Origin of the sequence: Tabrizicola sp. (genome assembly GCF_016793705.1) — a bacterium.
Taxonomy (GTDB): domain Bacteria; phylum Pseudomonadota; class Alphaproteobacteria; order Rhodobacterales; family Rhodobacteraceae; genus Tabrizicola.
In genome coordinates this window covers 50,474-69,655 of the sequence record NZ_JAEULO010000021.1, presented here as the reverse complement: position 1 = coordinate 69,655, position 19,182 = coordinate 50,474, and the positions used below count along the sequence as shown (strand labels likewise).

The window sequence follows — 19,182 nt, the reverse complement described above, 5'->3', positions numbered from 1 at the left end:
GCAGCCTTGGGGTGCGGCTGGGGTCCACCCTCATGCTGGCGCTGATGCCGCTTGGGGTGCTGTCCGTCGTCCAGACCCGCGATGCGCTTGGCCAGGTCGACGCGACCACACTGGCAGGCGTTGGCGGAGCGGCGCTGCAAGCGGTGCGCAGCCAGATCGACGTCATCAAGGAAGCCCAGATTTCAGTCCGGGTTCTCGCCTCGGTCTTGTCGAGCGCACCCTCTCCCGGCCCCGATTGCGTGGAACGGGTCACCGCCCTGGCCCGCGAACTCCCTCAGGCGACCCTGGTGGCCTATATCCCGCTTTCTGGGCTCATGACCTGCTCCTCGAACGGGCGGGTCTACGACTTCAAGGACGAGCCGCGCTTCCAGACCCTGATCGAGAAACCCCAGCCCCGTGTCACCTACAACCCGCATGGGCCAGTCTCCGGTACCGCCGTCATCGGGGTCAGCCATCCCGTCTTCGACCAGTCTGGCGTTCAGTCCGGTGTCGTCGCCATCTCGCTGTCCTACACCTCCATCGCGCCGAATGAATATTCGGATTCCCTCACGCTCTGGCGGCCCGACTATCTGGCCACCTTCCTGTCTGACGGAACCCTGCTTCTGTCCTCCGATCCCGATGCTCCTCCGGACCGGATGATCCCGGTCTCGGTCGATCTGATGGACCTGTCACGGATCGCCAACCACCCGACCTATCTCGACGACGACGGCAGCGGTCGGCGCATCCTGTCGGTGGTCAGCGTCACCGATGACCTCTACCTGCTCTCGATCTGGCGGCGCAACGCGATGAGCTACTTGCAGCAGGCCAGCGCCTTCACGCCCTACCTCCTCCCCGTCCTGACCTGGATCGCCGCGCTGGCCGTCGCCGGCTTCGCCTCCAGCCGCCTCGTTGTCCGCCATGTCCGCGCGCTGGCGCGCACGATGGGCAGCTACGTCTCGACAAGGCAGCGCCTGATGATCCCCGAGCTTTCCGGCGCCCCGACCGAGATCCGGCGCCTGCACGCCGCCTACGAAGGCCTGATCCGCACCATCGAGCAGGAAGAGGCCGATTTGCAGAACCTCCTGGTCGACAAGGACCTCTTGATCCGCGAGGTCAACCACCGCAGCGGCAACAGCCTGCAAATCATCGCCTCGATCATGCGGATGTACCGGCGCGAGGCTTCGGACCCCAAGCTGCGGGCGGTGCTGGACGGGCTGATCAACCGGGTGATCGCGCTGTCGTCCACCCATACCAGCCTCTATACCCTGTCCGGGCAGCGCGACGTGGCGATCGACGTCGTGCTTCTGAACGTGGTCAAGCGCCTGAAGGAAATCCACGGCGTCGCGCTGGGCGTTGCGACCAAGCGGCTGCAACCGATCAGGATGGAGGCGCAGGCCGCCGTCCCGCTGGCCCTCGCCCTCGCCGAGGCGGTGGGCTGCTATTTTTCGCTGCCGGGGCTTGGCCGCGATGCCGTGACCGTGGACCTGACCGAATCCGACAGCATCATCCGGCTGCGGATCGGAGGTCCGGTCGTGCCGCAGTTTCGACCCGAGACGACCGACGGGTTGCTGGCCCTGCCGCAACGCATGATGCGTCAATTCGCGGCGCAACTGTTTGGCACGGTCAGCATCCACATAGATGATGGGCGCGCAACGGTCGAGCTGGTCTTCCCGCGGCCGAAGGGCACCTGAATGAAAACCGGCCCCGAAGGGCCGGTTGATCGGTCTCAGTGGGGCCGCGCGGGCCTTTCATCCGCATCGGGCGGCGTGAACAGCTGCGCGGCATGTTTCAGGTCGGTCTTCAGCGCATCCTTCAGCGTCGAGCCGAAGGCGCTCGCCTTCACCGCCTCGCGCTTGGCCAGCGCCTTCAGGTCCGTCGCAAGCTGGTCCCGCGTCTCGCCCAGAAGCCGATCTTCGGCCTCGGTCCGCGGGAAAAGGCAGGCCACTGCCGCCCCCGCCAGCGCCAGCGCCGCGCCGACCGCCAACGGGTTGGCGTCCACGGTCTCGCGGCCCTTTTCCGCCATCGCGATCCGGCTGAGGTAGATCCGCTCGCGCGCCTGCAAGGCCTGGTCGCGCGCCGCGCCCGACAGCGAGCCGAGGCCCTTGCCAAGCGCCACCTTCGTCTCCGCCGCCAGCGCCGCCAGAACTTCGGCCCGGTGCTTCGCCAGTTTCGCCGCCGGTGCCAGCCCACGGCGGGCTGCCTCGTCGATCTGCGCCAGCAAGGATTGTGCCGTATCACGCAGGCCCTGCGCCTCACTCAGCCAGTCGTCGTCCGGGTCCACGGGCTCTGGCGCGGGCGGGCCGCCCTCGTCTTCCCAGCGGGTCAGCGCCTCGAACTTGGTTCCCGCCATCGCCGGCACCGTCCCCGCCGTTTCCGCGTCATTGGCCCGCTTCCGCCCGAAGATCAGCGCGGCCAGCGCCACTCCGGCGGCTGCGGCCACCAGCGGCTGTGCCCGCACCGCCCCGTCCAGCCGGTCAAGAAGCGGCGAGGCCTGGGCGACCAGCGCCTCCTTGCCCTCGGCCATCAGGTTCGACGGGCGCAGCCGGTCGTGCAGTGCGGCCAGGGATTGCGCCAGGGCCACCCGGTCGCGTTCCAGCGACCGCTCGATATCGTGCTTGGCAAAGTCAGACATGACGCGCCTCCGTTCCGTTCAACCCCTGCTGCACCGCCTCGGCATCGCGCCTTAGGCCGCGCAGCGCGCGCTCGGGCCAGATGCCGCGCAGCCGCAGCGCCGCCCGCCCGGCAAGCGCAAGACCCAGGGCCAGCAGACACAGGGCCGCACCCACCAGCAGGGCCGACCAGGCCGGGCCAAGGCCCGTCGCCGCCAGCGCGGCCACCGCCGCTCCGGCCAGCAGGTTCAACCCGACCAGACCGATGATCGCCGCGACGCCGATCTTCACCAGGCCGGATCCGGCAGCCTTCAGGCCCTCGGTCGCCTCCGTCCGCGCCAGCCGAAGCTCGCCCTGCACCAGACGACCGACCCCGGTGGCCACGTCGGAGAGCAGGGACATCATCCCTGCTTCCCCCTCTTCGCGCCGCCCGGTCATCAGACGCGCGGCTCCCGGCGCTCGCTGGACGAACGCATGAAGCGCGCCGCCGCGAAGCCGACCACGGCCGCCGCCGCCATGAAGGCGCCAGGATGCTTCCGTGCCAGCGTCCTGATGTCGGCGGTCAGGTCAGTCACCGACTTCTGCCGCAGCGCATCCGACGCCGTCGTCAGGCCTTTTGCGACCGAACCCAGCATCCGCGACTTCAGCTCGTCCCCATCCGGATCGTCCGAAGCGCGCTGCAAGGTCGCAGCCAGCCGATCACCAACATCCGACAGGCTTTCCCGAGCCGCATCGGCCTTCTCCACCGCCACGTCGCGGACAGAGGCCAGCGTCGCTCCGGCCCCCGCCACGATCGCCTCGCCAGCATCCTGCGCCGTGTCCTGCGCCTTGCGCAGCGCGCCGCCCAGCCGAGACTGACTCTCGGCCAGCGTATCCGTCGCCACATCCTTCGCCTCGCCAGCCATGTCGCGCGCAGTCTCGACCGCATCGGCGGCAGTCTGCCTGGCCGTAGCCGAAACCGACTTCACCGTTTCCTTCGCCGTTTCCTTGTAGCTCGCGTTCATTGCATCTCTCCTGACTGGGAAATCCCCTTCGAGGGCAGGCCACCGGCCCGATCCCCCGCTCACCCGATACAATGCGCACCGGCTTCTCCGGTTCCCTCACCCGGGGTCTCTGCGCTCTGCTTCGGCGCCGTCCCGCAAAAAAAACCGACGCTTCGGCGGAACCGCTCCCGGTCGGGCGTGGTTGACAGGCCAGATCAAATCCACAGGGCCCGTCCTCGGGCCGGACTCAGAAGGAGAAATCCCATGCTCGGTTGGGCCGTCACATTCCTCGTCATCGCGATCATCGCCGGTGTCCTTGGCTTCGGGGGCATCGCCGGCACCTCCGCCGGAATCGCGCAGGTGCTGTTCGTCATCTTCCTGATCCTCTTCCTCGTTTCCCTGCTTCGCGGCGCCGTCAGCCGCTGATCCACGTCCCCAAGGAGCGGTCCTTCCCTGCCGTCATCCTTAGACTGGGCTGCAACACCGGTTGCAGCCCTTTTTTCTTGTTCAAGACACCGGAAAACAACGGCCCTCAGGCCAGGCTGCGGTCCACCGGCTCTGCCAGCATCTCCAGCGAGACGCCCACCCCGCGACTGGCCAGTTGCGGTCGGATGCGGTCCACGAACTGCATCAGCGACGCCGCAGCCTTCCCCGGCAGGCAGATCAGCTCGATCTCCGAGGTCTGGCGACGGCGCAAGGGCGGCAGCAGCGTCAGCACCGCGCACATGATCGAGAACGCCGCCTCGCCATGCTCGCCATCCACCGCCAGCACCAGGCGGTCCAACCCGCCCGCGGCCTGCACCGCGGCCTGCAATGCGCCCAGCGAGGCGCTGTGCCGGAAATCGGTCCAGACCATCTCTGCCCCCGGAAGCGCCAGCTCGGCCAGCGTCATCCGCACCAGGTTGTTCCCCGCCACGAAGATTCGCGCCGCATCTCCCGGCTTTACCGTTTCCGGCTTCACTTGCAGCGCCAGATCGTTCAGCAGGACAAGCTTGCGGTCAGCCATCGCGATCCTCCCAGGGGAACAGGCGGTCCCGGCACTCGGCCCGGACACCAGCCCCTGCCAACGCCTGAATCGGGAACCGGTTCCCCGCCCGCACGTTTGCAGCCCAGGCGCAACGAGGGGAAGATCATGCCAGACATCGACGAGGCCGCGACTCTGCGGCGCGACCGGGGCAGTTCTCCGGTCGAAAGCGGTCGTTCCATCGTCACGCTGACCACGCTTGGGACCATCACCCTGGTCTGTGCCATCCTCTATGTCGCGAAGGACCTGTTCCTGCCGCTCGTGCTCGGGATGCTGATCGCCTTCGTGCTGACGCCGGTCGTCAACGCTCTCCGTCGGCGAGGCCTGCGCGACATGCCTGCGGTGATCCTGACGGTCATCTCCGCAGGGGCACTGGTGGCGGCCTTCGTCCTGATCCTCGCCTACCAGTTCAGCCAGATCGGGATGAAGCTGCCGCAGTATCAGGGCAACGTCCTGAGCAAGATCGACGGAATTCTCGATGCGGGAACCGACAACAGGATCGTCGCGCACCTGCAAGGCATGGTCGACGACATCTCCAAGCGTCTCGAAGCCGAGACCGCCGGAGCCGAGAGCCAGACCATGAAGGTCGAGGTGGTCGAGCGGACGGGGCTGATGGACTGGCTGAACGGCGTCATCCTTCCCGCCCTCGCCCCCGTCGGGATCTTCGGCATCGTCTTCGTGGTGGTGATCTTCGCCCTTCTCGAACGCGCCACCCTGCGCGACCGGCTGGTGCAGCTGATCGGCGGGTCGAACATCCTTGCGACCTCGCGCCTTCTGGCCGATGCGGGGGCCCGGGTATCGACCTATCTCCTCGCCCAGTTGGTCGTGAACGTGATCTATGCCGTGCCGATCTGGCTTGGCCTCTGGCTGATCGGCGTGCCGAACGCGCTCTTCTTCGGCCTCGTCACCCTGGTCATGCGCTTCGTGCCCTATATCGGCTCGGCCATCTCGGCGATCCTGCCCTTGCTGATGGCCTTCGCCGTCTCGCCCGACTGGTCGCTGGTGATCTGGACCGGAGTCCTGTTCGCCGTGGTCGAGTTCACCACCTCGAACATCATCGAGCCCTGGTTCTACGGCCAGCGCACCGGGGTCTCGCCCCTGGCCGTCATCGTCTCGGCGATGTTCTGGACCTGGCTCTGGGGGCCGATGGGGCTGATCATCGCCACGCCGCTGACCGTCTGCCTCGTCGTCATCGGCCACCACGTCCCCAGCCTGCGGCTTTTCCCGATCATGTTCGGCGACCAGCCGGTGCTTGCCGAAAGCGCCCGGCTCTATGACCGTCTGCTGGTCGGACGGTCCTTCGAGTTCACCCAGTCTGCAGCCGAGACCACGGCGAAGCGCTATCTTGCGGAATACTACGACAAGACCGCGATCCCGGCGCTTGCGCTGGCCGATGCCGACCATGAGGCCGGGCTTCTGTCCGACTACCAGTCACACCGCATCGCCAACGCGGCCTGGACCATCACCGAAGAGCTTGAATCCGTGGTCGAGGAGGAACTGACCCTCGGCGCCGAGACCCCGGAGGACCCGGAGGAGACCTCGCTCGTGGCCAACGGCATCCTTGACGGACTGGGCCGCCGGATCGCGGTGATGGGCTCGCAGACCCAGCTTGAGGACGCCGCCGCGCAGATGGTCGCCCAGGCCCTGCGCGCCGAAGGGGCCGAGGTCGCGGCCCTGCCCCTGCGCGCCGCGCTGCCCCGCGCGCTCGGCGGCCTCAAGCCGGAAGCGCTGGTGATCGTGACGCTTGGCAGCACTCAGGCCGCGACGGTCGCCTTGCAGGTCCGGCAATTGCGCCGACGGCTGGCCGGAGTGAAGATCGGGGTCGCGCAATGGTCGGCGACCCCTGCCGTCGATGCGTCGACCCCCGACACCCCCGACACCGCTGCATCCGGAACCCGCCGCACAGGAAGCGCCGACTTTTTAGCGCAGGGGATGGAAGACCTGTTCGCCCAGGCTTTCGGCAAGACAGCCGCCGCCTGAGCCTGTGCATCACAGCCGATCCCGCCGCTGCCGCCTCACTCCAGCCGGTCGTCTACGGACCTGTGCTCATAGGGGTCCTCCTCGAACCCCCGGCCCCGGTGCAGCACCACGACGCCCCGCATCCGGTTTCCCAGAATCCTGATGATCACCGCCCGGACCGGCGGCAGCAGCAGGATCAGCCCCAGCGTATCGGTGAAGAACCCCGGCAGGATCAGCAGCACCGCCGCCACCCCCACCAGCGCCCGCTGCGCGAGCGGTGACAGCGGGTCGTGCAGCCCCTCCTGGAATCCCCGGCGCAGCGTCTCGCGCCCACCAAGCGCCAGGCTCTTCAGCAGCATCACCCCCAGCATCCCGGTCAGCAGCACCCAGGCCAGCGTCAGCCACAGGCCCAGCTTCGCGCCCAGCGTCACGAACAGGGCGATCTCGACCAGCGGCCATGCCAGCAGTCCCAACACGATCCACATCGCCGTTCTTCCCCCATTCCTTGCCGCCGCGTGGTAGACTTCGCCGCGACCCCACCCTACATAGGGGCAAGCCGTGCCAATTCAAACGGAACCACCCCAGACCAGAGGTCATCCATGAACGGGTCCCTGATCCAGCTCCTCGTCCTTGCCGGGATCGCGATCTTCCTGATCCTCAAGCTGCGGTCTGTCCTCGGCACCCGCGACGGTTTCGAAAAGCCGCCGATCCCGCTGGACGAGGTCCGTCCACGCCTGCGTCGCGACTTCGAGGTGATCGAGGGCGGTCCGGACCGTGACATCACCGACCACGTCACCGAGGGCTCCGACGCCGCCCGCGCCCTGGCCGAAATGAAGAAGGCCGAGCCCGGCTTTGCCGTCGGTCCCTTCCTGCAAGGCGCCCGCGGCGCCTATGAGATGATCCTGATGGCTTTCGAGAAGGGCGAGCTTGACCGCATCCGGCCCTTCCTTTCGGATGATGTCGAAGCCAGCTTCGCCGAAGCCATCGGCGAGCGCGAGCGCAACGGATTGACGGTCGAGGCCAGCTTCCTCGGCATCAAGGAACTGGTCCTGCACGATGCCACTTTCACTCCCGACAGCCGCTTCGGCGAGATCGCCGTGCGTTTCGTCGCCGATCAGACCTATGTCGTCCGCAACAAGGCCGGCGAGGTCGTCGAAGGCTCCCCGCGCGAGGTCAAGAAGACCCGCGACATCTGGACTTTTGCCCGCCAGATGGGATCGGATGATCCGAACTGGCAACTCGTCGCCACTGGCGAATGATCCCTTGGGATGCGCCGCGCGCTTCGCATCCTCGCCCTTCCGGCAGCCCTGATGGCCGCCGCGCCCCTGTCCGCCGAAGTCCTTGATTTTGAAGCACTGGATGGTTGGCGCGACGACAATCACGTCGAGGCCCTGCAAAGCTTCCTGAACACCTGCGACCTGATCGAGGCGCCCGACTGGCAGCCGATCTGCGCCATGGCCGCCGATGTTCCGAAGGACGACGCCTCGGCCCGCAGCTTCTTCGAGCTGTTCTTCAAGCCCGTCGTCGTGGGCACTCCCCCCGCGCTCTTCACCGGCTATTTCGAGCCCGAGCTGGAGGGTTCCCCCACCCGCAGCGGTCGCTTCAGATATCCGATCTACCGCCGTCCGCCCGAGTTGCAGGAGGGCATGGTCTACCACAGCCGCTCGGCCATCGACGCCGGGGCCATCGCAGGCCGGGGCCTCGAGCTCGCCTGGCTCGACGATCCCGTCGATGTCTACTTCCTGCAGGTCCAGGGTTCCGGCCGCATCCGCATGACGGACGGCACCGTGATCCGCGTCGGCTACGCCGGGAAGAACGGCCATGCCTACCGCTCCGTCGGGCAGGAAATGGTCCGCCGTGGCACCCATACCCTCGACCAGGTCTCCGCTCCGGAGATCGCCAACTACGTCCGTTCGAATCCCGGCTCGGGCCGCGACCTTCTCGACACCAACCCCTCCTACGTCTTCTTCCGCAAGATCGGCACGCTCAGGCCCCAGGACGGCCCCATCGGCGCCATGGGCCGGTCGATCACCACGCTGCGCTCCATCGCCATCGACCCGAAGTTCACCCCGCTCGGCGCCCCGGTCTGGATCGAAAAAGACGGCAAGCGCCCGATCCGCAGCCTGATGGTCGCACAGGACACCGGCGGCGCGATCAAGGGGATGCAGCGCGCCGACATCTTCTATGGCACCGGCGCGGCTGCGGGGGATGCTGCGGGCACTGTCAAGGATGGTGGCCGCATGGTCCTGTTTCTCCCCATCGACCGCGCCTTCGCGATGCTGGAAGACAACTGACCGCGATGGCCCGCCGCCGACACCTCACGCCCGAGGAAGCTGACCTCTGGCGCACCGTCGCCCGCACCGCGCGGCCCATGCACAGCCAGAAGCTGCACCTGCCGGACCCGCCGTCCGCTCCCGAACCGCCGCCGCTCGCCCATGCGAAACCCCGCCTCTCGCCTTTCCTCCTTGGCGAAAAGCACCGCAAACCGGAACAGCGCGACCTCTCCCCCACCCTGCCCGACCTTCTCGGCCAGGCCCCGCTAAGGATGGACGCCGGAACCCATGCGAAGATGACCCGCGGCAAGTTGCAGCCCGAGGCGCGGATCGACCTGCACGGCATGACGCTTGCCGAAGCGCATCCCGAACTCACCCGCTTCATCCTGAACGCCCATTCCGCCGGGCTGCGCCTTGTCCTCGTCATCACCGGCAAGGGCAAACGCCGCGAGGATACCGGCCCGATCCCGCAGCGCATGGGCGCGCTCCGACACCAGGTCCCGCACTGGCTGCACCTGCCGCCCCTCGGCCCCGCAGTCCTTCAGGTCAGCGAGGCGCACCTGAAACACGGCGGCGGCGGGGCGTATTACGTCTACCTGCGCAGGCGCTAGGGCCTATTGCGACCCCTCTGCAATCGCGCCCACCGGCGTCAGAACGATCTCGGTCGCGTTCCGCACCGTCAGCACCAGACCCGGCAGCAGCCCGACCCGCGCCCGGGCGTCGGCAGTGAACGCATCCGAAATCCCGACCAGCCCCCCGAACAGCTTCAGCAGCGCCGGGTTCTCGCCCAGGTTCAGGTGCCCCGTCCCGGTGCTGTAGGCCGCGGTATCCAGGTAGATCACGTTCAGGTCGGCGATCTTCTCCACGCTGTCGATGTTGCCCAGCCGGTCCCCCGTCCCCGACAGGGTCGCCGAGATGTTCAGCACCCGGTCGCGGGAACTGCCGAAGATCACGAAGGGCTGCGGCAGGGTGCCGATGTCCTTCGCCTGCGCCCGGAACACGTCGAGGTCCAGATCGGGCGCGATCAGCACCACCCCCTTGATCCGGGCCAGCGCGCCCGGCCCGTCCTTCAGCACCATCTGCCTTAGGCCTTCCATCGTCAGGAAAGCCCCCATCGAATGCGCCACGATGATGATGTCCTTCGCCCCGGCATCCTCCACCTCGTCCAGGAGCGTGACGAAGCCCGACCGTCCGAACATCACCGAATCGCGGTCATAGACATAACCCAGCGCCGACCCGCGCGACGGCCAGGCGTAATGCACCGCCACCCCCGGTACCTGCAGGTCGTGATGCATCTGCGCCACGCGGTAGACGCCCTCGGCCATGGTGTTGTTGAACCCGTGGACATAGACCACCGCGTCCTTCTGGTCCCGCAGTTTCATCGCCGCCCGCAAGGCCGCGCTGAACTCGTCCGCCGAACCGAAGTTGCGCTGGTCCAGCGTCAGGAAATCGCGCTTGCCGTCCGGCTTCCGCGATCTCGGCGGCCAGTTCACCTCGCCTGGCTCCCGCTCCGGCGGGATCGCGATGTCATAGCGCAGGAAGGCGGGCTCGCCCGACCGGCCGAAGGCATAGACCTCGCCGTCCTTCATCCGCGTGGTGCCGACGAAGATCGTCTCCGGCGTGCCCCCGGCCAGCCCCGCGGGCGCCATGGTGAAATCCCCCCGCGCCGCGCAACCTGCCAGAACCAGAACGATCATCAGCTTGCGCACGCGCCTCTCCCCTTTCGTCCGACCCTCACCCGCCCACCGGGCAGCGTCAACCCGCCCTTCCCGGTGGACAGCGAACCCCCGCCACCGCTACCCTCGCCCGGCACATGAGGAGGATGTCATGCAACTCACCGGCAAGACCGCCCTCGTCACCGGCGGCAACCGCGGCATCGGCCTTGCCACCGTGCGCGCGCTGGCCGAAGCGGGGGCCGACGTCCACTTCACCGCCCGCAGCGCCGCCAACCTCGCCGCCGCCCAGCGCGAGCTGGGCGAGACCCGGGCCACCGGCCACCATGCCAACATGACCGACCGCATCGCCATGGCCACGCTTCTCGACCGGGGCTTCGACATCCTGGTCAACAACGCCGCCGTCATCGCCCCCATCGGCCGCATCCTCGACATCTCGGCCGAGGATTGGGCGGCAAGCATCGACATCAACCTCACCTCCGCCTTCCACGCCACCCAACGCGCACTGGCCCACATGGTTGCGAAAGGCGGCGGTACCATCGTCAACATCTCCTCCGGCGCGGCGCATCGGCCACAAGAGGGCTGGTCGGCCTATTGCGCGGGCAAGGCCGGGCTCGCCATGCTGACCCGCTCGGTCCATCTGGAATACGGGCCGCAGGGCATCCGCATCTTCGGCTTCGCCCCCGGGGTCGTCGACACCGACATGCAGGGCGCCATCCGCGCCTCGGGCATCAACCCGGTCTCGAAACTGCCCCGCGAAAGCCTCGCCCCCACGCACGAACCCGCCCGCGCCATCGCTTGGCTCTGCACCCCTGCCGCCGATCCACTTGCCGGGCAGGAACTCGACATCCGCTCTCCCGACCTGCGCGCCGCCGCGGGATTGCCGCCGATCTGAGTATCGACAACCTGTAGTTACATGCGTCCATACGAATTCCCGCGATTGCTTTCGCCAAGCCCTTGAATCGAAAGACCTCCATGCGCCCTGCATTCCTCGCCCTCGGGCTTCTCGCCACTCCGGTCCTGGCCGACCCCTCGTTGCAGGATGCTGCCTCCGGGCTTGACCTCTTCCCCTGTGCGCTCTCCAGCCTGTCCTGCACCACGCTGGCCGTGCCTCTCGACCACCGCGCCAATGATCCCACGCAGACGCTCGACATCACCTTCGCCCTCTCCTTCGCCAGCAACGAAAGCCGCGGCATCCTGTTCTACTTCGTCGGCGGCCCCGGTGGCTCCGGCCTTGCCTCGGCGGACAGCTACCTCGCCTCCTTCGACCCTTCGCTGACCGAAAACATGGACATCGTCTTCGTCGACCAGCGCGGCACCGGCCCGGTCCACGGTCTTGCCTGTCCGCACGCCCAGGCGGCATTCGACATCGCCCCCACGCCGCTGACCGACCCCGAGGCCATCCTCGCCACCGCGAAAACCTATGTCGCCGACTGCACCGCCGAGCTTGAGGCCGATGCCCTCCTCGCCGTCGTGAACACCGATCAGGCCATCCTCGACTCCGAGCTGTTCCGCCAGAAGATCGGGGCGCCGAAGGTCTGGCTCTACGGCGAAAGCTATGGCACCCAACTGGTGCAGGCCTATGCCAGCCAGTTCCCGACTGCCGTCAAGGGCGTGATCCTTGACGGTGTGGTCGATCTCACGCTCAGCTCCGAACAGTTCTACCGCCGCTACACGCTGGCCTCCGAGCAACTCCTCGCCGAAACCTTCGCCCTCTGCGCCACCCTCCCTGCCTGCCACGCCGACATCCCCGGCGGCGCGGCGCAGGTCTATGATGACCTCGCCGCCCGCCTCGCCGCCGCGCCGGTGATGGTCCCCTACACCCTCGCCGACGGCGGCACCGTCCAGCGTCCGCTGACCACCGGCCTTCTGGAAGCCAATGCGTTCTACGCCCTCTATTCCCCCGAAGGCCGGGCCGAGTTCCTGCGCACCCTCGCCGCTGCCGGGCGCGGCAATCTGATCCCCGTGCTGCAACTCGGCTATTCCAACATGTATATCGACCCCGAGACCGAGATCGGGATCGAGGACTCCGGCTGGTTCGGCGCCGCCTATTACGCCATCACCTGCGCCGACTACGGCAGCGGCGCAGGCACTCCCGACGATCGCGCCCGCCGTATCCTGGACGAAGCCCGCGCTCTTGCGCCCCAGGCGCCCCGCCTCATCCGCTCCTATTTCCTGGAGCGCATCGCCTGCGCCTACTGGCCCCATCAGGGGCCCGACACCCGCCCCGCGCCCTATGCCGGGGGCGATTTCCCGACCCTCGTCCTGAACGGCGACCATGACCCGATCACCCCGATCACGATGGCCTGGTCCGTCCTCGACAATGCGAAGAACGCCTATGGCGTCTTCATGGCGGGCGGTCCGCACGTCATCTGGGGTCGGGGATTCGCCTGTCCCGACACCATCGTCGAGGCGCTCCTCTACGACGGCACCCTGCCTGCCGCCCACGAGCAGTTGTGCGAACAGGATCCCGTCGGCGACTATACGCCCCTTACCCTGACCGACCCGGCCCAGCTGACCGACCCCTTCGCCACCGCCCGCGCCGTCGAGGCCGAGCTTATGGCCTACATCCCCCTCGCCAGCTGGGACGGCGAAGATCCTACCCCCTTTGGCTGCCCGTTCGGCGGCACCCTGACCGCGCTGCCCACCGACCAGGGCACCGACTTCACCTTCGCCGAGTGCCGCTTCTGGCCCGATCTCGCTTTCAGCGGCACCGGGGTCGAGCTGTCGATGGGCGAACCCGACGATGGCCTCACCCTGACCCTCGGCTTCACCGGTTCGGCAAGCGGAGACCTCACCTACCTCCACCGCACCGCGGACGAGGCCTACAGCCTGACCGGCACCTGGAACGGCCAGTCCGCGACACTGCCTCGCAAAGCGCAGCAGCCATGACCACGCCTCCCGCCCCGGACGTTACCGAAGCAGTCAGCGCCCTGATGCCGGAACTTCGTCGCGGCGCACGGGCCTCGCTTGCGCTCATGGCCCTGGCGCTTGGCTTGGCCGGAGGCATCGCGCTTCTGATCCTGAACTCGGCGATGGACCAGCGCGACCGCTGGGAATGGGCGCTCTATGCCGCCGCCGCCGGTGGTTTCGCGGTATTCATGCTCTACCGATGGACGCGCAGCAGCCAGGAATCGCTGATCATGCCCATCCTCGCCCGCACCATTGGCCTCACCTACGCCAAGTCCGCCAGCCCCTTCATCCAGGCCCTGCCGAAACGCTTGCTTCCCGAGCGATCTGTCCGTCAGGGCGAGGATCATCTCACCGGCACCCTCGGCGCCCATGCGATCCAGATGGCCGAGGTCACTGCCGAAACCGGCGGCAAGAACTCGAAAACCCTGTTCAAGGGTATCGTCGCGCAGTTTCCGAACCGCACCGCGATGCCGGCCTTCTTCATCGCGCAGGAAGAGAAGACGCGCCCTGGCTTCTTCTTCGGCGGCGACCTGTCGACCGACGGGTTGCATCACCTGCGCAACCTGGTCGCGGGCGGCCGCACCTACGGGATCTGGACCTCCTGGGAAAAAGGGCCCGAGCCGCCTGCGCTCTCCGCCGTGATCGACATCCTCACCAGCCTGGAAACCCGCCTGGGACCGGGGGTCGAGCTTTACGCCGCCACCTCGAACGGGGTAGAGATGCATGTCGCCCTCAGCCACAAACGCAACCTGTTCCGGCTCGGTGGGCTGTTCCCCGCCGAAGACCGCCTCTTCGCCGATGTGCAGCAGGCCATGCAGGACCTGACGATCCCGCTCACCCTGGCGCAGGCCCTGATCCAGGCCGAGGAAACCGCCGTCGAAAAAGTTAGCCGGGCGTAAACCGCCCCCTGTAATCCGTTGATTCTGTTACGTGGCCAAATCTGTCCACGCAGGACAGCCTACTTCGCCACCCGCGCATTCCGGCTCGCGATCAACCGCAGCCGCAGCGCGTTCAGCCGGATGAACCCTTCCGCATCCTTCTGGTCATAGGCTCCGGCATCCTCCTCGAAAGTGACGTGCTTCTCGGAGTACAGGCTCTCCTCCGACCAGCGCGCGACCGTCACCGCCCGGCCCTTGTACAGCTTGACCCGGACGGCTCCCGACACATGCTCCTGCGTCTTGTCGATCAGCGCCTGCAACGCCTCCCGCTCGGGCGAGAACCAGAACCCGTTGTAGATCAGCTCCGCATAGCGCGGCATGATCGAATCCTTCAGGTGCCCAGCCCCGGCATCCAGCGTGATCTGCTCGATCCCCCGGTGCGCTTCCAGCAGGATCGTCCCGCCGGGCGTCTCATACACCCCTCGCGACTTCATGCCGACAAAGCGGTTCTCCACCAGGTCCAGCACGCCCACGCCATGCTTGCCGCCCAGCTCGTTCAGCCGGGTCAGGATCGTGGCCGGGCTCATCGCCTCGCCGTTGATCGCCACGGCATCGCCCTTCTCGAAGGTGATCTCCACCATCTCGGCCTGGTCGGGGGCCTCCTCCACCGGCACCACCCTTTGCAAGACGTAATTCGGAAACTCCTCCGCCGGGTTCTCCAGCACGCGCCCCTCCGACGAGGTGTGCAAGAGGTTCGCATCGACCGAGAACGGCGCCTCGCCCCGCTTGTCCTTGGCGATCGGGATCTGGTTCGCTTCGGCGAACTCCAAGAGCTTCGTCCGGCTGGTCAGGTCCCACAGCCGCCACGGCGCAATCACCTTGATCGCCGGGTCCAGCGCAGCGGCGGAAAGTTCGAACCGCACCTGGTCGTTGCCCTTGCCCGTCGCCCCGTGCGCCACCGCATCGGCCCCGGTCTCATGTGCGATCCGCACCAGATGCTGGCTGATCAGCGGCCGGGCGATGGAGGTGCCCAAGAGATACAACCCCTCATAGAGCGCATTCGCCCGGAACATCGGGAAGACGAAGTCGCGCACGAATTCCTCGCGCACGTCGACGATATGAATGTTCTCCGGCTTGATCCCCAGCAGGATCGCCTTCTGCCGCGCCGGTTCAAGCTCCTCACCCTGGCCCAGGTCGGCGGTGAAGGTCACCACCTCGCAGCCGTATTCCGTCTGCAACCATTTCAGGATGATCGAGGTATCGAGCCCGCCCGAATAGGCAAGGACGACTTTCTTGGGCTTCAGCATCGGGAAGGCTCCCCCATGGATTTCCGGCGCGGTTTTGCTGGCGCTTAAAGCCAAACGGGACCAAGGGCAAGGATCGCCCCGTGTCGGTTACAATCCCGGCATGCGAAGGCATTCCTTGCCATGGCCCGCGCCTTCCGGCATCTCACGCGCATGACCCTGTTCAGCACCGCCGCCCGCCAAGCCACCGCCGCCCTGCGCGAGCTGTTCCCCGAGACGCCGTTGCAGCGGAACGACTTCCTGTCGGCCCGCCACGACGCCGAGATCTGGCTGAAGCGCGAGGACCTCACGCCGGTCCGCAGCTATAAGCTGCGCGGTGCCTTCAACGCGATGCGCAAGGTGCGCGACACGCGGCCAGACCAGCGCCAGTTCGTCTGCGCCAGCGCCGGGAACCATGCGCAGGGGGTGGCCTTCGCCTGCCGCCATTTCGGGGTCGAGGGGGTGATCTTCATGCCCGTCACCACCCCGCAACAGAAGATCGACAAGACCCGCGTCTTCGGCGGCGACAACGTGCGGATCGAGCTGACGGGCGACTATTTCGACCAGACCCTCGCCGCCGCCCAGGCGTTCTGCGCCGAACGGCAGGCGCATTTCCTGTCGCCCTTCGACGACCCCGACGTGATCGAGGGCCAGGCCTCGGTCGCGGTCGAGATGCTGGAACAGCTTGGCCGTGCGCCCGACATTGTGGTCCTGCCGGTGGGGGGTGGTGGCCTTGCCTCGGGAGTGACCGGCTACCTGCGCGAGGTCGCGCCCGAAACCGGCTTCCGCTTCGTCGAGCCCCTGGGCGGCGCCAGCCTGACCACCGCGCTGCTGGAAGGTGCACCGACGAAACTCCAGAAGATCAACAGCTTCGTCGATGGCGCCGCCGTGGCGCGGGTCGGGGACAACACGTTCCGGATGCTCTCCTGGGTGGACCGCGCAGATGTGCTTCTGGCGCCCGAGGACCGCATCTGCGTCACCATGCTGGAGATGCTGAACCACGAGGGCATCGTCCTGGAACCCGCGGGTGCGCTGTCGATCGATGTCCTGCCCGAACTGACGGACGAAATCCGCGGCAAGACCGTGGTCTGCGTCACCTCCGGCGGCAATTTCGACTTCGAGCGTCTGCCCGAGGTCAAGGAACGCGCGCAGCGCTTTGCGGGCCTGAAGAAATACTTCATCCTGCGCATGCCCCAGCGCCCGGGTGCCCTGCGTGAATTCCTGAATCTGCTCGGCCCGGAAGACGACATCACCCGGTTCGAATACCTGAAGAAATCCGCGCGCAACTTCGGTTCGGTCCTGATCGGGATCGAGACCCGGCAGGCCGACGGTTTCGCCCGGTTCACCGAGCGCATGGACGCGGCAGGGCTCGCCTTCCGCGACATCACCAATGACGAGGCGCTGTCGGAGTTCCTGATCTAGGCCGCCCCCGCCCGATCCGCCGAGAGCCCGCCCAGCAGACTGGCGCGCGAGGCCCTGTAGATCGCCGCGACCTGCGCCGTATCCACCGCAGCCACCTGTCCGGCGGCGGCCTTGCGCTCACCCTCCTGACAGATCGCAGCAAGGTCCGAAAGCCCCAGGTTCAGCGCGCTGCCCTTCAGGAAATGCAACTGACCCTCCACCTCATCTGGGGCCAGCCCCACCACCAGCGCGCGCACGGCACCTTCCGCTTCGTCCAGGAACATGTCGGCGACCTCGGCAAAGCCGTCGGCGCCGATCTCCTCCTTCAATTCGTCAACCCGTTTCCAGTCGATCATGGCAGACACCCCGTTACCCATGCGGCACTCTGCCGCCATCGCCGTTAACAATTGGTGGCCGCCGGACCCCCAAGCGCCGCGCATTTTAGCTTTCATCCCCCGTTAAGACCTTCGCGCCACCCTGACCGCATCGGAGGTTCGGACGTGTCTGCCACTGCCATGAAGCTTGAAGAACCGCCCTCGGCCGTCCCGCCGCGCCATGTGCTCGTGGTGGACGACAGCCGCGCGCAGCGACACATGGTCTCGATGCAGCTGCGCCGCTGGGGCTACCTGGTCACCGAATGCGAATCGGCACCCTCCGCGCTGGACCTCTGCCGCAGCCTGGATATCGACATCGTCATCAGCGACTGGATGATGCCCGGCATGACCGGCCTGGAATTCTGCCGTGAATTCAGAGGTATGGATCGCGAAAGCTATGGCTATTTCGTCCTCCTCACCTCCAAGTCGGAAAAGACCGAAATCGCCGACGGGCTGGAGGCGGGGGCGGATGACTTCCTGACCAAGCCCGTCGCCTCGAACGAACTCCGGGCCCGCCTGCGCGCGGGGGAACGGATGCTTGCCATGCAGGCCGAGCTTCTGGCGAAGAACAAGGTCATCGTCTCGACCCTCGTCGAGTTGCAGAAGCTTTACGATTCACTCGACCGTGACCTGATCGAGGCGCGGAAGCTCCAGCAGACCCTGATCCGCGACAGGGTGCGCGACTATGGCTGGGCACGCGTCTCGCTCATCCTGCGCAATTCGGGCCGGGTAGGCGGCGATCTGGTCGGCAGCTTCCGGGTCGATGACGACCGGGTGGTGGTCTATTCGATCGACGTCTCCGGCCACGGCGTCGCCTCGGCGATGATGACGGCGCGGCTGGCGGGCTTCCTGACCGGCTCCTCACCGGAGCAGAACCTCGCCTTCCAGGCCGGGCCAGAGGGGGGTCATCTCCTCCTTCCCCCCGCTGCCGTCGTCGACCGTTTCAACCGTCTGATGCTGGAGGAAATCCAGGTCGAGCAATATTTTACGATGAGTCTCGCCGTGATGGACCATCGCACCGGCAGGCTTGATCTCGTGCAAGCGGGCCATCCGCACCCGATGCTGCTGCGCGCAGATGGGCTGGTCGAGAGGCTGGGCCAGGGCGGTCTGCCTGTCGGTCTCATCCCCGACGCCGACTACGCGCCAATCTCGGTGCAGGTCTTTCCCGGCGACCGGCTGATCCTCTGCTCGGACGGGTTCACCGAATGCCCGCTGCCGAACGGCCGGGATTTCGGCGAGGACGGGCTGGTCGAAAGCCTGCGCGCCTCGGCCCATCTGTCGGGCTCCGACCTGCTGGAGGCGATGGTCTGGGACCTGACCCGCGCGGCAGAGAGCGATTCGTTCCCCGACGATGTGTCGGGGATCGTGCTCGACCTTCTACCGCAAGAAACGGGCCAGCATCGCCCGGTCGCCGGCATTGCCCAGCCGGGCCAGCGCCTCGGCGATGGGTAGCCAGACCGCCGTATGCCCCGGCTCGGACGGCGGACCCAATCGCAGCACGGGCCGCGCCAGATAGACGGTGCAGAGCTTCTCGGCCCAGATCTCGTATTCCGGCATGAAGGTGAACCGCCGGAATGCCCCCAGATGCCGCATCACCGCGATCTTCCAGCCGGTTTCCTCATAGACCTCCCGGTGCAGTGCCGGGATCGGCTGTTCCCCCGGGTCGATGCCGCCGCCGGGCAGCTGGAACTCCGGGATCGGGGCGGCCTGATGCGTCGCAAGGATATGGTCGCCGTCCAGCAGGATCGCATAGACCCCCGGCCGACGGATATAGCTCTGCCCGGGTTTTACCGCCTCGCCATAGCGCCGGATCATCCTCACCCCCTTGGACCT

General features: G+C 67.1%; 20 protein-coding genes. 11 read left to right on the top strand and 9 right to left on the bottom strand.

Annotated elements, in window-relative coordinates:
* Positions 1 to 11 precede the first annotated feature (11 nt).
* Positions 12 to 1,670, top strand: coding sequence for a sensor histidine kinase (locus JNJ68_RS03670; RefSeq protein ID WP_294979081.1), 1,659 nt, complete (start codon positions 12 to 14; stop codon positions 1,668 to 1,670).
* 35 nt (positions 1,671 to 1,705) lie between these two features.
* Here JNJ68_RS03670 and JNJ68_RS03665 read toward each other — a convergent pair whose 3' ends face one another.
* Genes JNJ68_RS03665 through JNJ68_RS03655 form a run of 3 tightly spaced genes read right to left on the bottom strand, consistent with a single transcriptional unit; the run spans position 1,706 to position 3,592 of the window.
* Positions 1,706 to 2,611: a DUF3618 domain-containing protein gene (locus tag JNJ68_RS03665; protein WP_294979079.1), complete on the bottom strand. Its 906-nt coding sequence runs from the start codon at positions 2,609 to 2,611 to the stop codon at positions 1,706 to 1,708.
* Complete coding sequence (locus JNJ68_RS03660; RefSeq protein WP_294979078.1) at positions 2,604 to 2,993, bottom strand: phage holin family protein; 390 nt, start codon at positions 2,991 to 2,993, stop codon at positions 2,604 to 2,606. Before JNJ68_RS03660 ends, JNJ68_RS03665 begins: the two co-directional genes overlap by 8 nt.
* A 32-nt stretch (positions 2,994 to 3,025) precedes the next feature.
* A complete protein-coding gene (locus JNJ68_RS03655) occupies positions 3,026 to 3,592 on the bottom strand; it encodes a hypothetical protein (RefSeq protein ID WP_294979077.1) in 567 nt (188 codons plus the stop codon).
* 243 nt (positions 3,593 to 3,835) lie between these two features.
* On the opposite strand from JNJ68_RS03655, the gene JNJ68_RS03650 reads away from it, so the two are divergent.
* On the top strand, positions 3,836 to 3,997 hold the full coding sequence (locus JNJ68_RS03650; protein WP_294979076.1) for a DUF1328 domain-containing protein: 162 nt from the start codon (positions 3,836 to 3,838) through the stop codon (positions 3,995 to 3,997).
* Positions 3,998 to 4,103: 106 nt separating this feature from the next.
* Here the strand turns inward: JNJ68_RS03650 and JNJ68_RS03645 are convergent, their stop codons facing one another.
* Positions 4,104 to 4,577 (bottom strand): hypothetical protein, encoded by a 474-nt coding sequence (locus JNJ68_RS03645; protein ID WP_294979074.1) that lies wholly within the window; start codon positions 4,575 to 4,577, stop codon positions 4,104 to 4,106.
* 126 nt (positions 4,578 to 4,703) lie between these two features.
* Between JNJ68_RS03645 and JNJ68_RS03640 the strand changes: the two genes are divergently transcribed.
* Complete coding sequence (locus JNJ68_RS03640) at positions 4,704 to 6,575, top strand: AI-2E family transporter (protein ID WP_294979072.1); 1,872 nt, start codon at positions 4,704 to 4,706, stop codon at positions 6,573 to 6,575.
* Between the two features lie 35 nt (positions 6,576 to 6,610).
* Here JNJ68_RS03640 and JNJ68_RS03635 read toward each other — a convergent pair whose 3' ends face one another.
* On the bottom strand, positions 6,611 to 7,039 hold the full coding sequence (locus tag JNJ68_RS03635) for an FxsA family protein (RefSeq protein ID WP_294979071.1): 429 nt from the start codon (positions 7,037 to 7,039) through the stop codon (positions 6,611 to 6,613).
* Positions 7,040 to 7,153: 114 nt separating this feature from the next.
* On the opposite strand from JNJ68_RS03635, the gene JNJ68_RS03630 reads away from it, so the two are divergent.
* The 3 genes from JNJ68_RS03630 to JNJ68_RS03620 are packed head-to-tail and all read left to right on the top strand — an operon-like array spanning position 7,154 to position 9,438.
* Entirely contained in the window at positions 7,154 to 7,813 is a 660-nt protein-coding gene (locus tag JNJ68_RS03630) for a Tim44/TimA family putative adaptor protein (protein WP_294979069.1), read from the top strand.
* Between the two features lie 9 nt (positions 7,814 to 7,822).
* The gene (locus tag JNJ68_RS03625) at positions 7,823 to 8,848 is read left to right on the top strand and encodes a murein transglycosylase A (protein WP_294979067.1); all 1,026 of its coding nucleotides are present in this window, start codon (positions 7,823 to 7,825) and stop codon (positions 8,846 to 8,848) included.
* A gap of 5 nt (positions 8,849 to 8,853) precedes the next feature.
* Positions 8,854 to 9,438: a Smr/MutS family protein gene (locus JNJ68_RS03620; protein WP_294979065.1), complete on the top strand. Its 585-nt coding sequence runs from the start codon at positions 8,854 to 8,856 to the stop codon at positions 9,436 to 9,438.
* Positions 9,439 to 9,441: 3 nt separating this feature from the next.
* Here JNJ68_RS03620 and JNJ68_RS03615 read toward each other — a convergent pair whose 3' ends face one another.
* Positions 9,442 to 10,536: an alpha/beta fold hydrolase gene (locus JNJ68_RS03615; RefSeq protein ID WP_294979063.1), complete on the bottom strand. Its 1,095-nt coding sequence runs from the start codon at positions 10,534 to 10,536 to the stop codon at positions 9,442 to 9,444.
* 118 nt (positions 10,537 to 10,654) lie between these two features.
* Between JNJ68_RS03615 and JNJ68_RS03610 the strand changes: the two genes are divergently transcribed.
* The 3 genes from JNJ68_RS03610 (at position 10,655) to JNJ68_RS03600 (ending at position 14,312) form a co-directional block, all read left to right on the top strand.
* On the top strand, positions 10,655 to 11,395 hold the full coding sequence (locus JNJ68_RS03610) for an SDR family oxidoreductase (RefSeq protein WP_294979062.1): 741 nt from the start codon (positions 10,655 to 10,657) through the stop codon (positions 11,393 to 11,395).
* An 80-nt stretch (positions 11,396 to 11,475) separates the two neighbouring features.
* Positions 11,476 to 13,392, top strand: coding sequence for an alpha/beta fold hydrolase (locus tag JNJ68_RS03605; protein WP_294979060.1), 1,917 nt, complete (start codon positions 11,476 to 11,478; stop codon positions 13,390 to 13,392).
* On the top strand, positions 13,389 to 14,312 hold the full coding sequence (locus JNJ68_RS03600) for a hypothetical protein (RefSeq protein WP_294979059.1): 924 nt from the start codon (positions 13,389 to 13,391) through the stop codon (positions 14,310 to 14,312). The genes JNJ68_RS03605 and JNJ68_RS03600 overlap by 4 nt, the downstream gene beginning before the upstream one ends.
* A 59-nt stretch (positions 14,313 to 14,371) precedes the next feature.
* Here JNJ68_RS03600 and JNJ68_RS03595 read toward each other — a convergent pair whose 3' ends face one another.
* Positions 14,372 to 15,598 (bottom strand): argininosuccinate synthase, encoded by a 1,227-nt coding sequence (locus tag JNJ68_RS03595; protein ID WP_294979057.1) that lies wholly within the window; start codon positions 15,596 to 15,598, stop codon positions 14,372 to 14,374.
* Positions 15,599 to 15,748: 150 nt separating this feature from the next.
* Between JNJ68_RS03595 and ilvA the strand changes: the two genes are divergently transcribed.
* Positions 15,749 to 16,996 (top strand): threonine ammonia-lyase IlvA, encoded by a 1,248-nt coding sequence (gene ilvA, locus JNJ68_RS03590; RefSeq protein WP_294979056.1) that lies wholly within the window; start codon positions 15,749 to 15,751, stop codon positions 16,994 to 16,996.
* Here ilvA and JNJ68_RS03585 read toward each other — a convergent pair.
* Complete coding sequence (locus JNJ68_RS03585; protein ID WP_294979055.1) at positions 16,993 to 17,331, bottom strand: Hpt domain-containing protein; 339 nt, start codon at positions 17,329 to 17,331, stop codon at positions 16,993 to 16,995. The genes ilvA and JNJ68_RS03585 overlap by 4 nt on opposite strands.
* Before the next feature lie 159 nt (positions 17,332 to 17,490).
* On the opposite strand from JNJ68_RS03585, the gene JNJ68_RS03580 reads away from it, so the two are divergent.
* Complete coding sequence (locus JNJ68_RS03580; RefSeq protein WP_294979053.1) at positions 17,491 to 18,801, top strand: SpoIIE family protein phosphatase; 1,311 nt, start codon at positions 17,491 to 17,493, stop codon at positions 18,799 to 18,801.
* On the opposite strand, the gene JNJ68_RS03575 is transcribed toward JNJ68_RS03580, so the two are convergent.
* On the bottom strand, positions 18,727 to 19,164 hold the full coding sequence (locus tag JNJ68_RS03575; RefSeq protein WP_294979052.1) for an NUDIX hydrolase: 438 nt from the start codon (positions 19,162 to 19,164) through the stop codon (positions 18,727 to 18,729). The genes JNJ68_RS03580 and JNJ68_RS03575 overlap by 75 nt on opposite strands.
* Positions 19,165 to 19,182 lie beyond the last annotated feature (18 nt).

Excerpts from the sequence above, each read along its gene's own strand:
- JNJ68_RS03625 (WP_294979067.1), top strand. The coding sequence starts at position 7,823 with ATGCGCCGCGCGCTTCGCATCCTCGCCCTTCCGGCAGCCCTGATGGCC.
- JNJ68_RS03600 (WP_294979059.1), top strand. The coding sequence starts at position 13,389 with ATGACCACGCCTCCCGCCCCGGACGTTACCGAAGCAGTCAGCGCCCTG.
- JNJ68_RS03665 (WP_294979079.1), bottom strand. The coding sequence starts at position 2,611 with ATGTCTGACTTTGCCAAGCACGATATCGAGCGGTCGCTGGAACGCGAC.
- JNJ68_RS03605 (WP_294979060.1), top strand. The coding sequence starts at position 11,476 with ATGCGCCCTGCATTCCTCGCCCTCGGGCTTCTCGCCACTCCGGTCCTG.
- JNJ68_RS03595 (WP_294979057.1), bottom strand. The coding sequence starts at position 15,598 with ATGCTGAAGCCCAAGAAAGTCGTCCTTGCCTATTCGGGCGGGCTCGAT.
- JNJ68_RS03650 (WP_294979076.1), top strand. The coding sequence starts at position 3,836 with ATGCTCGGTTGGGCCGTCACATTCCTCGTCATCGCGATCATCGCCGGT.
- JNJ68_RS03580 (WP_294979053.1), top strand. The coding sequence starts at position 17,491 with ATGAAGCTTGAAGAACCGCCCTCGGCCGTCCCGCCGCGCCATGTGCTC.
- JNJ68_RS03575 (WP_294979052.1), bottom strand. The coding sequence starts at position 19,164 with ATGATCCGGCGCTATGGCGAGGCGGTAAAACCCGGGCAGAGCTATATC.
- JNJ68_RS03585 (WP_294979055.1), bottom strand. The coding sequence starts at position 17,331 with ATGATCGACTGGAAACGGGTTGACGAATTGAAGGAGGAGATCGGCGCC.
- ilvA (WP_294979056.1), top strand. The coding sequence starts at position 15,749 with ATGACCCTGTTCAGCACCGCCGCCCGCCAAGCCACCGCCGCCCTGCGC.
- JNJ68_RS03635 (WP_294979071.1), bottom strand. The coding sequence starts at position 7,039 with ATGTGGATCGTGTTGGGACTGCTGGCATGGCCGCTGGTCGAGATCGCC.
- JNJ68_RS03630 (WP_294979069.1), top strand. The coding sequence starts at position 7,154 with ATGAACGGGTCCCTGATCCAGCTCCTCGTCCTTGCCGGGATCGCGATC.
- JNJ68_RS03645 (WP_294979074.1), bottom strand. The coding sequence starts at position 4,577 with ATGGCTGACCGCAAGCTTGTCCTGCTGAACGATCTGGCGCTGCAAGTG.
- JNJ68_RS03640 (WP_294979072.1), top strand. The coding sequence starts at position 4,704 with ATGCCAGACATCGACGAGGCCGCGACTCTGCGGCGCGACCGGGGCAGT.
- JNJ68_RS03620 (WP_294979065.1), top strand. The coding sequence starts at position 8,854 with ATGGCCCGCCGCCGACACCTCACGCCCGAGGAAGCTGACCTCTGGCGC.
- JNJ68_RS03655 (WP_294979077.1), bottom strand. The coding sequence starts at position 3,592 with ATGAACGCGAGCTACAAGGAAACGGCGAAGGAAACGGTGAAGTCGGTT.
- JNJ68_RS03610 (WP_294979062.1), top strand. The coding sequence starts at position 10,655 with ATGCAACTCACCGGCAAGACCGCCCTCGTCACCGGCGGCAACCGCGGC.
- JNJ68_RS03660 (WP_294979078.1), bottom strand. The coding sequence starts at position 2,993 with ATGATGTCCCTGCTCTCCGACGTGGCCACCGGGGTCGGTCGTCTGGTG.